This window comes from Rhodococcus baikonurensis (genome assembly GCF_040489275.1).
GTDB lineage: Bacteria > Actinomycetota > Actinomycetes > Mycobacteriales > Mycobacteriaceae > Rhodococcus_F > Rhodococcus_F baikonurensis.
The window spans coordinates 176,557-189,416 of the sequence record NZ_JBEUOQ010000009.1 but is presented as its reverse complement, the minus strand read 5'-3'; the positions used below and the strand labels follow the sequence as shown (position 1 = coordinate 189,416).

Below are 12,860 nucleotides of genomic sequence, written 5' to 3'. Positions count from 1 at the left end.
TCCGGTCAGGAACCGAACGGAAGGAAATCGCTCGAACCAGCGCTGCCTGAACCGAGGCTGCCCGTGCCACCGCCGGTTGCGGCCTTGATCTGAATTGCCTGGGCCGTCGAGGTCGAGCCCGTGAATCCGGTTGCGCCACTGAAGATTGCCGAGATCGAGTGCGCACCAGTGGTGGTGAAGGTGTGGTTGAGCGCCGCAATCCCGTTGACCACTGCCACAGCGTCACCGATCGGTGTATCCCCATCCATGAACTGCACAGTTCCACCGTTCTGCACCGAGGTTACGGTCGCCGACAGGGTCACCGACTTGTTCACGACGGCATCGGTAGGCACCGTCACCACAGTCTCTGTGGTGACATCCGAAGGTGCAGGGTCCGTAACGTTCACCGTCCGGGCCGGAGCCGAGGACCCGACTACGCCGGTTCCACCCGAGTACACCGCCGTGATGCTGTGCGCTCCGGCGGAGGTAAACGTATGCGATAGACCAGCGACTCCGGCCGTCACCGCTTCAGGACCGCCGATTGCGACGCCACCGTCGTAGAACTGCACGGTACCGACACCGACAGCGTCATCCGACGAAGTGCGGACGGTGGCCCACAAGTCGGTCGCCACACCAGTTTTGGCGTCAGTGGGGATATTCAGTTCGACTACGGATTCCTGATCGGAAACACTGACCTGAATGGACTTCGCACTCGCAACCGAGTTCTTGAATCCGGAGCCAGCGGTGAAGTCCGCGGTGATGCTCTGAGCACCAGCAGCATCGAAGGAATGCGACAGAGTCGCGGTCCCACCGGAAACCGTCACCGGAGAACCGATCGCCGCACCGTTCGACTTGAACTGCATCGAACCCACAGCATTGGAGGGAGCCACGGTGGCCGTCAGGTTAACCGCAGTACCCGTGACCGCCGTCGCCGGAACCGACAGCGACGTCGTCGTCTCGACATCCACCGGAGCCGGATCGGAAACCGTCACCGTCTGAGCAGATGCCGACGAACTCACAAACCCAGCGCCAGCCGTGAAATCAGCGGTAACACTCTGAGCACCAGCAACATCGAACGCATGGCTCAATGTCGCAACGCCGCCAGTCACCGTGACAGGGGAACCGATAGCCGTGCCGTTCGACTTGAACTGCACCGTACCGACAGCGTTGTTCGGAGCAACCGTCGCCGTCAGATCAACCGCGCTGCCCGTGATCGCCGTAGCCGGAACCGAAATCGACGTCGTGGTCTCGACATCCACCGGAGCCGGATCAGAGACCGTCACCGTCTGAGCAGATGCCGACGAACTGACAAACCCAGCGCCAGCGGTGAAGTCAGCGGTAACACTCTGCGCACCAGCAGCATCGAAGGTATGCGACAGCGTCGCAACACCCGAGGAGACTGTCACCGGTGAACCGATCGCAACACCATTCGACTTGAACTGCACCGTACCGACCGCATTGTTCGGAGCAACCGCCGCCGTCAGATCAACCGCCGTACCCGTGATCGCCGTAGCCGGAACCGACAACGACGTCGTCGTCTCCACATCCACCGGAGCCGGATCAGAGACCGTCACCGTCTGAGCCGACGCCGACGAACTGACAAACCCCGCACCAGCGGTGAAATCAGCGGTAACACTCTGCGCACCAGCAGCATCGAAGGTGTGCGACAGAGTCGCGGTCCCACCGGAAACCGTCACCGGAGAACCGATCGCAACACCATTCGACTTGAACTGCACCGAACCCACAGCATTCGAGGGAGCCACTGTCGCCGTCAGATCAACCGCACTACCCGTAACTGCCGTAGCCGGAACCTGAAGCGTCGTGGTTGTGCTCTGCGCTGAGCTCGAGATCTCAATGGACTGAGCCTGAGAACTCGAACCGCCGAAACCTGCAGTGCCGGAATAGACCGCGGTGATCGAGTGTGTTCCCGTCGTGGTGAACGTATGATCCAGGGTCGCTGCTCCGGCAGTCACCGCGATGGATCCGCCGATGTCCACGCCACCGTCCTTGAACTGGACCGTTCCACCTTCGGCTGCCGGTGCAATGTTTGCGGTCAGCGCGACCGAGGTCTGCTCGACCGCGCTGCTCGGCACCGTGAGCGACGTGGTCGTCTGCACATCGGCAGCAGCCACACTGACTGTGTGCGCCGCCGACGTGGAGGTCAGGAACTCGAGAACTCCGTCGTACACAGCGGTGATGGAGTGATCTCCCGCCGCAGTGAATGTATGAGGCAGTGCGGCAACGCCATTGACGACGGCCACGGGGGCGCCGATGTCAGTCCCGCCGTCCTTGAACTGAACGGTGCCGCCTGTCGGTGCCGGGGAGACCTGCGCAACCAAATCCGTCGATTGACCGATCGTTGCCGACCCGCCGGACGTCACTGCAGTCGTGGTCCCGGCTTGCGCGACGACGTTGACGGTGGCCAACGCCTGACCGCCCGCATTCAACCCACCACCACTCGAATCGCGCGGAGAGCAGTTGTACCGCTCCCAGTACCCTGGCCACAGGGTCTCGTACTGCAAGAACGTGAACGCATTCTTCGGCGAATTGAACGCACCCGAATCACCATCAGTGACACGCAACTTCGGCTGCACCGTACTACCAGCGACACCGGCGACAACCGTCACGTCGATCGCGGGCAGCCGGAAGGTCTTCCCCGCCCCTACCTCGATTCCACCGTCACTGTTCTTGCTCGTGCTCGGGCCGTTGCCACCCTTGTTGTTTGAGTCAGCAGTCTGATTGTTCCCCGAAATACGCAGATGCGTACCCGTGCCATCCGGCGAACCGCCATCGTTGATCCGAATCACCGACGGAGTCACACCGGACAAATTCGACGACGTACCCGCGACAACCTGAGCGTCCACCAACGACACCCCTGCAGGTATATCGAAGTCGTACTTGAGTCGCGTCCACTTACCGACGCTGCGGCCCGCGTGCCCACCCGTCGGCACCGACATCACATTCGGCTGAACGCGATAGGTGAACGTCGACCCCGCCACCACCTTCTCCGGAGCCGACACCGTCACACCCGTCGAATGAAACACATCCGCAATATCAACAGCCAGGTGTTCATAACCATCGCAACCCAGCTTGAACCCGATCGAGTTCTCCACTGCGGGAGATGACGTCGGAGCTGCCGAAGCAACACCACCGGCCACCAGCACGCCACCGACCAACGCCGCCACCACAACCGCGGAACTTCTTCTCACCAACACGAACTCTCCTCAGCTAGCAACAGACGTGGATCGGGAACCGCACGGAAGGAGGTCACTCGAACAGGGCGGAATCGGAATGGAGCTGGACGCTCGTACAGTACCCGTCAAAAGTAGTACTTGTATCAGTAATTTCAGACAAATATTCGCGAATTGCCGGTAGTTCCGCTAACGACCAATCATCGATTCGCGAAGAGCGATGCCCCTTGCACCCGTGGGCGCAAGGGGCATCACGTCATCGGAGAATCAGGAACCGAACGGCAGCGACAACGATCCGAGCGAACCGAAGTCACCGCCCCCGTTACCGACGTTCACAACCGACGCAGTCGACGTGGAACCCGTAACGCCCTGGGCTCCGCTGTAGACCGCGGTGATCGAATGGTTGCCCGTCGTGGTGAAGGTGTGGCTCAACACAGCCTGCCCACCGACAACATCGACGGCAGCACCGATCGGAGTCGTTCCGTCGAAGAACTGGACGGTTCCCGACGTCGCGCCGGAAGAACTGACCACAGCCTTCATCTGCACCGACGTGCCGACCTTTGCCGAAGACGGAGCCGTCAACGACGTGGAACTCTCGACATCCGACGGAGTCGGAACGGTGACATTGACGTCGACGGATTCCGCAGTGGACGACGTGAACACACCGGATCCACTGAATACAGCCGTGACTGCAAAGGTGCCTTCAGCTCCGAACACGTGCGGGAGCTTGGCAACTCCGTCCACAACCGCGACCGGGGCGCCCTGATCGACTCCACCGATCTTGAACTGGACCGTTCCGCCGGATGGCACCAGAGCGTCCGAGGGATCTTCGGACACTGTCGCGAAGAGATCGACGGGGAGTCCGACCTTGGCTTCACCCTGAACGCTCAGAACCGTCTTCGTCGCTTTGTCGACCGGAGTCGGATCGGAGACCGTCACCGTCTGCGCCGACGCCGACGAACTCACAAAGCCAGCGCCAGCGGTGAAGTCAGCCGTAACACTCTGAGCACCAGCAACATCGAAGGAATGCGACAGAGTCGCCGTCCCACCGGAAACGGTCACCGGAGTGCCGATCGCAACACCATTCGACTTGAACTGCACCGTACCGACCGCATTGTTCGGAGCCACGGTAGCGGTCAGATCAACCGCCGTACCCGTGATTGCCGTCGCGGGAACCGACAGCGACGTCGTGGTCTCCACGTCCACCGGAGCCGGATCGGACACCGTCACCGTCTGAGCCGCCGCCGACGAACTCACAAACCCAGCGCCAGCGGTGAAGTCAGCCGTAACGCTCTGCGCGCCAGCAACATCGAAGGAATGCGACAGAGTCGCCGTCCCACCGGAAACGGTCACCGGAGTGCCGATCGCAACACCATTCGACTTGAACTGCACCGTACCGACAGCGTTGTTCGGAGCAACTGTCGCCGTCAGATCAACCGCCGTACCCGTGATTGCCGTCGCGGGAACCGACAGCGACGTCGTGGTCTCCACGTCCACCGGAGCCGGATCGGACACCGTCACCGTCTGCGCCGACGCCGACGAACTCACAAACCCAGCGCCAGCGGTGAAGTCAGCCGTAACGCTCTGCGCGCCAGCAACATCGAAGGAATGCGACAGAGTCGCAACACCCGAGGAGACTGTCACCGGAGAACCGATCGCAACACCATTCGACTTGAACTGCACCGTGCCCACCGCATTGTTCGGAGCAACCGTCGCCGTCAGATCAACCGCAGTACCCGTGATCGCCGTCGCGGGAACCGACAACGACGTCGTCGTCTCCACATCCACCGGAGCCGGATCAGAGACCGTCACCGTCTGAGCCGCCGCCGACGAACTCACAAACCCAGCGCCAGCGGTGAAGTCAGCCGTAACACTCTGCGCACCCGCAACATCAAACGAGTAGTTCAATGTCGCAACACCCGCGGAGACTGCAACCGGGGAACCGATCGCCGCACCGTTCGACTTGAACTGCACAGTGCCGACGGCGTTGCTCGGAGCAACCGTCGCGGTCAGATCAACCGCAGTACCCGTGACCGCCGTCGCGGGAACCGACAACGCCGTCGTTGTCACCACATCCACCGGAGCCGGATCGGACACCGTCACCGTCTGAGCCGCCGCCGACGAACTCACGAAACCTGCACCGGCGGTGAAGTCAGCGGTAACACTCTGCGCACCAGCAACATCGAACGCATGGCTCAACGTCGCAACACCGCCAGTCACCGTGACAGGGGAACCGATAGCCGTGCCGTTCGACTTGAACTGCACCGTACCGACCGCATTGTTCGGAGCAACGGTAGCCGTCAGATCAACCGCACTGCCCGTGATGGCAGTCGCCGGAACCGAGAGCGACGTCGTGGTCTCCACGTCCACCGGAGCCGGATCGGACACCGTCACCGTCTGAGCTGCCGCCGACGAACTCACAAAGCCAGCGCCAGCGGTGAAATCAGCGGTAACACTCTGCGCACCAGCAACATCGAACGCATGGCTCAACGTCGCAACACCGCCAGTCACCGTGACAGGGGAACCGATAGCCGTGCCGTTCGACTTGAACTGCACCGTGCCCACCGCATTGTTCGGAGCAACGGTAGCCGTCAGATCAACCGCACTGCCCGTGATCGCCGTCGCCGGAACCGAGAGCGACGTCGTGGTCTCGACATCGACCGGAGCCGAAGCAATGCTGATTGTCGCGAGCGGACCCGCGCCCGCGTTCAGGTTCGCATTTCCCTTTGCATCGCGCGGGCTGCACCTGGTCGGCGCCCATTGTGTGCCACCAAGGAAACTGGCGCGAGCCAGCTGAGTATTGAAATTCTTGTCGTCGCCGTAGTTGGCGGCAGTACCAGCCGTTCGAATTGTCGGTTGAATTACGCCCGATGCGCCTGCGACCATAGTCACGTCTATCGCGGGCAACCTGAACCAACTGTCGCCGTTGCTGTTTGTGCTGCCGTCCAAGTTCTTCTTGGTTTTGGGAGCGCGGATACCGCCCTCGCTGTTGGTGCTGTTGGCAGCACCATTCCCAACCACCTGATTACTACCTGAAATTCGCAGGTAAGGACCATTTGCATCCTCGACACCCGCATCACTGATTCGAATGACAGAGGGCGCAACACCATCGAGGTTGAACGAAGTCCCCGCGACGATTGTCGCGCTGACGAAGGTCGCGTTGCCCGGCAGCGTGAAATCGTTCTTCAAGCGCGACAGGTTGGTCGTCGTCGCACCTGAATCAGAGTTTGGATAAGAGGATGCATTTGTCTGCATCCGGAAGGTGAATGTTTCTCCGGGAGAGACTGTTTGGGGAGCATCAACTGTAACGGAACTGGTCGTCATCTTGTCGACGGTGAGCACGGACTTCGCCTGACACGCAGTCTGAAAGGTCGTCGTAACGGGAGCCGCGGACGCGGGCGTGCCGACCAGCAGCATCCCGGCGACCATGGCGGTTCCGGTTATGGGCACGGCGAATCGCCGCAACTGAGAGATTTGGGGCATGGGCACTTCCTTCGGAAGGGCAAACATGAGCAGTGGATTCGGACAAAACGTGTGCGCGCCGTCACAACATAACGAAAAAACTAGTACGCGTACTACTTTTGGCAAGACACTTGTCCAATTCACCCCGGACTCACCCTCGTATCACCAGACGCGGGATGGAAAAGCAGGGTATGGAAACCCGATTGAACGCAAAACTACCGCCAAAGCGGCCTATCGACAACGCTTTTGGTGGCCACCACGCCCATCCGCGGGAAAAAGTTGATTTTCCGTCAGTTCGGAAAAAGTTCCAAACCTACCAGTACGAAAGTACGAATCAGGGCCGCGACGGAGTCCGCCGCGGCCCTGATTGTGTTTGTTCAGTGTGTCAGCGAAGCACATCCGTGCCGACAAACGGCACCAATGCCTCGGGCACTCGCACCGAGCCGTCGGCCTGCTGATGGTTCTCGAGAATCGACACGATCCAGCGCGTCGTGGCCAGGGTGCCGTTGAGAGTAGCGGCCGTCTGCGGCTTGCCGTTCTCGTCGCGGTACCGAACTCCGAGGCGACGGGCCTGGAAGGTCGTGCAGTTGGACGTCGATGTCAGCTCACGGTAGGTGCCCTGCGTCGGAACCCACGCCTCGCAGTCGAACTTACGCGCGGCCGAAGAACCGAGATCTCCGCCGGCGACGTCGATCACGCGGTACGGAACGTCGATGGCGGCCAACATGTCTCGCTCCCAGCCGAGCAGACGCTGGTGTTCGGCGTCGGCATCCTCTGGACGGCAGTACGTGAACATCTCGACCTTGTCGAACTGATGGACACGGATGATGCCGCGGGTGTCCTTGCCGTAGCTGCCGGCCTCGCGGCGGAAGCACGAGGACCAACCGGCGTAGCGCTTCGGGCCTTCGTTCAGCTCGAGGATCTCGCCCGAGTGGTAGCCGGCCATGGGCACCTCGGAAGTTCCGACGAGGTACAGGTCGTCATCCTGCAAGTGGTAGATCTCGTCCGAGTGAGCACCGAGGAAGCCGGTACCCGCCATGATTTCCGGGCGTACGAGTACCGGCGGAATCATCATCGTGAATCCGTTGGCGATCGCCTTCTGCGCCGCCAACTGCAGCAGTCCGAGCTGGAGCATGGCTCCGTAGCCGGTCATGAAGTAGAAGCGCGAACCCGAAACCTTGGCGCCGCGTTCCATGTCGATCAGGCCGAGCGACTCACCCAGCTCGAGGTGATCCTTCGGCTCGAAGTCGAAGCTCGGAATCTCCCCGACGTGTTCGAGCACGATGTAGTCGTCCTCGCCTCCGGCCGGCGCGCCTTCTTGTACGACGTTGGAAATCGCGCGGTGTGCGGCGTCGAGCGCGGCCTGCGCTTCGTGCTGCGCGGCCTCGGCTTCCTTGACCTTGGCTGCCAGTTCCTTGGAACCCTCGAGCAGCGCGGGGCGCTCCTCCGGAGATGCCTGGCCGACCTTCTTGCCGAAGGCCTTCTGCTCTGCGCGGAGGTTGTCTCCGGTCAGGACGGCAGCGCGTCGGGACGCATCGGCTTCGAGCAGAGCATCGACCAGTCCTGGATCTTCTCCACGGGTGCGCTGCGACTCGCGGACGATTTCGGGGTTCTCACGGAGAAACTTGAGGTCAATCACGACTTCGAACTTTACCCACTCACCGCAGCTCGCCGACGGTCACGTCCACGTCGGAGAGGGGGAGATCACGATTCGAGCAGACTCAGGTAGTCCTCGCGTCCGAACATCCGAGCCGCGTCGACGGCAGTCGGGTGTCCACCTTTCGGGTCGGCTCCCCCGCTCACCAGCGCTTTCACCACCGCGTCCTCGCCCTTGAAGACGGCTCCGGCGAGGGGTGTCTGGTTCTTGTCGTTGGGCCGGTTGACGTCGGCACCGCGCTCGATCAAGGCAATGACGGCGTCAGCGTGACCGTGGTACGCCGCCAACATGACGAGCGTGTCGCCACTCTCGTTGGTCAGATTGACGGGAACTCCGGCATCGACGTACGACGCCAAGCCGGCCGCGTCGCCGGTTCGTGCCATGTCGAAGAGCCGGCCCGCCAGCTCGACAGCCTCGGGATCGAGTGGGGTGTTTTCGCTCATGACTACAAAATACTCACAGACGCGTTTGTGAGTTTTGTAGTGAAGGTTCGATATCGCCACGGCAACAGGCATGATGGAATCGATGTCCGAAGACAAGATCGAGAAGTCGCCAGATCCGGCAGATCCCCAGGGGACGCCGGCGAAGAAAACTGTCTCAGCGAGTCGCACCCGTCGGGTCCTGGCTGCTGTGGCGGTAGGTGCGGTGGTCGCCGCGATCGCAACGATCGCGATTTCCGGTGGATTGAACAAGGACGACTCGTCCTCGGTCAGTGTCAGTGGTGGCGGTCCAGCAGCGACGGGATCCACTCGCGACGACGCCTTCACCGCGGCGGCCGCCGGCGACTGCCTCAACTGGACGCCTGCGACCGAGTCGGGCGGAGACCGCACGGACATGTCGAAGGTTCAGTGCGGAACTGAACACCGCTTCGAGGTAGCCGGACCACTCGACCTGTCGGTCTTCCCCGGCGCCGAGTTCGGCCCCGGTTCCCGGTACCCGGGCGCCCTTCGATTCGCCGAACTCCGCGACGAGCACTGCACACCCATCGTCATGTCCTACCTCGATTCGAAGTTCGATCCCAAGGGCAAGTTCAGCGTCGGCCTGATGTTCCCGAGCGAATCGGGTTGGGCTTCGGGCGAGCGCGCACTGCGTTGCGGCTTGCAGTTCTCGACAACAACCGGCGAACTTCAACCGTTCGTGGGCCGCGTGGCGGACCAGGACCAGTCGAACGTGTGGGACGTCGGCACGTGCATCGGCATCAACCAGAACCTACCGACCGATCCGGTCGACTGCGCGAAACCCCATGCATACGAGGTCATTTCGGTTATCGACCTCGGCACTCAATTCCCGGGCGCAATGCCGTCGGTCGAAGATCAGGACCGTTACCTCGAGGGCGTCTGCACTCAGGCGTCCAACGAGTACCTGGGTTCCGCAGACGCACTTCGCGACAAGACGCTGACGCTGTTCTGGGACAACATATCTTTGGAAAGCTGGTTGGCCGGTAGCCGTCGCGTCAATTGTTCGATCGGCAAAGAGGTCGAAACCGGCGGGTTCGCCGCGATCACCGGAAGCGCAAAGGGCGACATCCTGATCAACGGCGCCGCCCCGGTCCCGCCACCCGCTGCACCGGAAGGTCGGTCGTTGCCGACGCCGTTGCCCGGCGCAGCTCCCCCGTCGTAAGCCATGACGGTGACTATGACGCCCGACCGGTTCGAGGAACTGGTCGGCGAAGCACTCGATCTGATTCCGCCTGAACTTGCCAAGGCCATCGACAACGTCGTGGTGCTTGTCGAAGCACGTGACGAGGAAGAACCGGGGCTGCTCGGGTTGTATCAGGGCGTCGCCCTGACCGAGCGCGATTCTCACTACGGCGGGTACCTGCCGGACACGGTCACCATTTACCGCGATTCGATACTCGACATCTGCGCATCGGAGGACGAGGTTGTTCACGAGGTTGCAGTGACCGTCATCCACGAGATCGCGCATTACTTCGGAATCGAAGAAGACAGGTTGCACGAACTCGGCTGGGGCTGATCGCAAAGTCGTCCGATTTCGGGGGGAACCGAAAGCGGCCGGTATGCATCAAACTATGTGCGGGGGGATTTCGACGGCTGTGTGCACGACCTCCCGACCACTTATCCGCCCTGGTCAGGAAGGAGTTCGACACTATGTACGTCGACCCTCAAGCCCTAGTTGCCGCCGCAATGGAACTCGAGTCTGCGGCGACGCGATTGCGCGGAATCGTCTCTACTGCGCAGCCGACGCTACGCGTTCTCCCAGCGGGATCCGAAGAAGTGTCCGGTAGCGCGGCCAATTATTTCAACACCATCTCGGGCAGCCTTGCCTCGTCCACCGATCGGGCAATCGAGGAGCTCACCGCTGCTGCGGCCGCTCTGCGCAAGAATGCAGCTGCCTACGAACTCGAAGACCAGCTCACAAAGACCAGCCTGGCCGCCGCACCGATCTGATCGACAGAAATCGAACGCGACACCTTCGAGCGCGACACAACAGTCACACTTCCTGGGGGGAAGAACAATGGTCGGCATCACCGGCGTCATCTGGTATCCACGGGGCGCAGCACCCAACTCCGCAGCACTGGTCGCCGGGGCCGGGCCGGTCCCTCTCGGCGTGGCGGCCGGGGCCTGGTCCACGGTTTCGTCCGGACTGACCGACACCGCAGCGTCCATCTCTCGCGTGATGGCGGACCTTCGCACCGGGTGGTCAGGCGAAGCCGCGGATGCCGCACTGAGCAAGTTCGCACCGTTCCAGGAATGGGCTGCCGCTGCCGCGCTGCTCGCGGGAGAAACCGCAGGTAAAGCCCAAGTGCAGTCCGGTTCCTACACCGTCGCGACCCTGGCCATGCCGTCCTTGGCGGAGATCGCGGCAGTTCAAGCAGCCAAGGTCGCGGCGTACTCCGTCGGCGGTGCCCTGGTCGGCGGTGCCGCTGCCGCCGAGGCTGCCGAAGAAGCTCTCAAGATTCGAGCGGCGGTCACGATGGAAACGTACGACGCCGCAACTGCCCATCTGGCCGTGCAGCAGAACTTCGACTCACCACCGTCCATCGCGGAACCCACAGCTGGGGCATCCGCTTCGGCCCAAAGCCCAGGGCGCGCCGCACAACAGTCCGTCGTGCAAACGGCATCAACGCTCGCTGACGCAGTTGCGGATCCCGTGCGCGCCGCAACCGCTGCTGTCGCATCCGTAGTGTCCAACCCGGTATTTGCCGCCGCTGCCTCACAGGCCGGTGCCATCTCCGGTGGAGCGTCGGCCGCTGTCAGTGCCACGACCGCCGCCGTCACGAGCGCCACCACTGCCGCCTCAGCCCTCGCGACGGCCGGAGCAGGGCTCACCGGACTGGGCGGCGCAGGCCTCGGCGGCGCGAGACTCGGTGCTTCCACACCATCGCTGTTCGGCACCCCGTCGGCAAGCCGGGCACCGGCACAGGTCAGCGCAGCTTCCGCGGCTACCGGAGCCGGAGCAATCGCGGGCTCGTCGTCGAGCAGCAGCACCGGTCGGCATGCTCTTCCTGATCCCTCTACCGGCCAGAGCGCCGCACGCCAGAACCCCGTGACCTCGCCGGTTCAGGGCACCGCGGATACCGTCAAGGTGGATCCGGCCCGAACCGCTGGCGGATCTGCGCCGATCGCCGGCGGCCGTCATACGGTCCAGCCTGAAGACGAGACCGAGTACGACACACCCGATTACCTGAAGCACTTCGAGCACTTCGCCGACGGCCGAACAGTCATCCCGTCCGTGATCGGTGGCGCACTCGAAACTGCAGAGCGTTGATGGTGGACCTCGGCACCTCACCTGATGGGTGGAATTTGCCTGTCGTCGCCCTGTCACAGAACGAAATCGATTATGTACGTGAGCGACTCGGGCTCGATGCGCTTCCCGTGGTCCTCGGTGGCGCGACGGTTCACGGCAGTGCGAGCGCTCACCGTACGGCGATGCAGTCCGCGGCAGATTCGCTCTCCGAGCGCGATCTCCTCCCCGGCGGGGAGATCCATCACGAACTCAGTGCCCGCCTGCGCGTCCTGACCCACCCCAAGTGGGAGTTGGCTCTGCGTCGGCATGCCGGTGGAAGAATTTCACGCCTCTGCGTCGCGCAGGGCGAATTCCTTTGTGTCGAAGCAACTTCAAACGAATCATCGTTCGCGTTACGGAGTGTCACCGCCGAACCTGCGTCACCCGTTGTCACCGCGCTCGGCAGCACCGAAGCAATGCCGATTGCCGTGATCAACGCACCGACCGAGATGCTCAGCCTGGCATTCGGTGCCGCCCCGGATGCAGACAGCGTGACCTCGGCCTTGATCAACGCTGGGATACCCGAAGACGACGCGCGCCAACTGGGTAGTGCCATCGTCACCTGTACCACCTTCGCCGAATTGGTCGGAATACCACACAGTTTGGGAGCGACGACGCTCATGACCGGCGCAGTGACTGTGTACGACACGTTGGCCGGCCGACTCGTAGGTTCGACCACTCGGGCTGCCGACGGCACCGAATGGACGTCCATCAGTTCCGGAACACCCCATCGCCTGCGACAAGCCGTGAATGCACTGGTTACCGAACTCGAGGAATCTACTCGGGAGCCTTCCAGGTAACCTCGGGGCGTCCCTTCAACGCCC

9 protein-coding genes are annotated in these 12,860 nt (G+C 62.3%); 5 read left to right on the top strand and 4 right to left on the bottom strand.

Annotated elements, in window-relative coordinates; genetic code table 11:
- Positions 1–5 precede the first annotated feature (5 nt).
- The 4 genes from ABWI03_RS21445 to ABWI03_RS21430 all read right to left on the bottom strand — a co-directional run bounded on the left by ABWI03_RS21445 (position 6) and on the right by ABWI03_RS21430 (position 8,732).
- Positions 6–3,188: a beta strand repeat-containing protein gene (locus tag ABWI03_RS21445; RefSeq protein WP_298776735.1), complete on the bottom strand. Its 3,183-nt coding sequence runs from the start codon at positions 3,186–3,188 to the stop codon at positions 6–8.
- Positions 3,189–3,437: 249 nt separating this feature from the next.
- A complete protein-coding gene (locus ABWI03_RS21440; protein WP_353798870.1) occupies positions 3,438–6,359 on the bottom strand; it encodes a beta strand repeat-containing protein in 2,922 nt (973 codons plus the stop codon).
- Between the two features lie 658 nt (positions 6,360–7,017).
- Positions 7,018–8,271: a serine--tRNA ligase gene (gene serS / locus ABWI03_RS21435; protein ID WP_095969471.1), complete on the bottom strand. Its 1,254-nt coding sequence runs from the start codon at positions 8,269–8,271 to the stop codon at positions 7,018–7,020.
- Positions 8,272–8,336: 65 nt separating this feature from the next.
- Positions 8,337–8,732: an ankyrin repeat domain-containing protein gene (locus tag ABWI03_RS21430; RefSeq protein ID WP_095969677.1), complete on the bottom strand. Its 396-nt coding sequence runs from the start codon at positions 8,730–8,732 to the stop codon at positions 8,337–8,339.
- Positions 8,733–8,802: 70 nt separating this feature from the next.
- Between ABWI03_RS21430 and ABWI03_RS21425 the strand changes: the two genes are divergently transcribed.
- The 5 genes from ABWI03_RS21425 to ABWI03_RS21405 all read left to right on the top strand — a co-directional run bounded on the left by ABWI03_RS21425 (position 8,803) and on the right by ABWI03_RS21405 (position 12,836).
- Positions 8,803–9,909, top strand: coding sequence for a septum formation family protein (locus ABWI03_RS21425; protein ID WP_003945397.1), 1,107 nt, complete (start codon positions 8,803–8,805; stop codon positions 9,907–9,909).
- A gap of 3 nt (positions 9,910–9,912) precedes the next feature.
- Positions 9,913–10,263, top strand: a complete 351-nt coding sequence (locus ABWI03_RS21420) for a metallopeptidase family protein (protein ID WP_124566866.1) — start codon at positions 9,913–9,915, stop codon at positions 10,261–10,263.
- A gap of 134 nt (positions 10,264–10,397) precedes the next feature.
- Complete coding sequence (locus ABWI03_RS21415) at positions 10,398–10,697, top strand: PE family protein (protein ID WP_095969468.1); 300 nt, start codon at positions 10,398–10,400, stop codon at positions 10,695–10,697.
- 67 nt (positions 10,698–10,764) lie between these two features.
- A complete protein-coding gene (locus ABWI03_RS21410) occupies positions 10,765–12,018 on the top strand; it encodes a PPE domain-containing protein (protein ID WP_298774467.1) in 1,254 nt (417 codons plus the stop codon).
- Positions 12,018–12,836 (top strand): ESX secretion-associated protein EspG, encoded by an 819-nt coding sequence (locus ABWI03_RS21405; protein ID WP_298774469.1) that lies wholly within the window; start codon positions 12,018–12,020, stop codon positions 12,834–12,836. Before ABWI03_RS21410 ends, ABWI03_RS21405 begins: the two co-directional genes overlap by 1 nt.
- Positions 12,837–12,860: the final 24 nt, after the last annotated feature.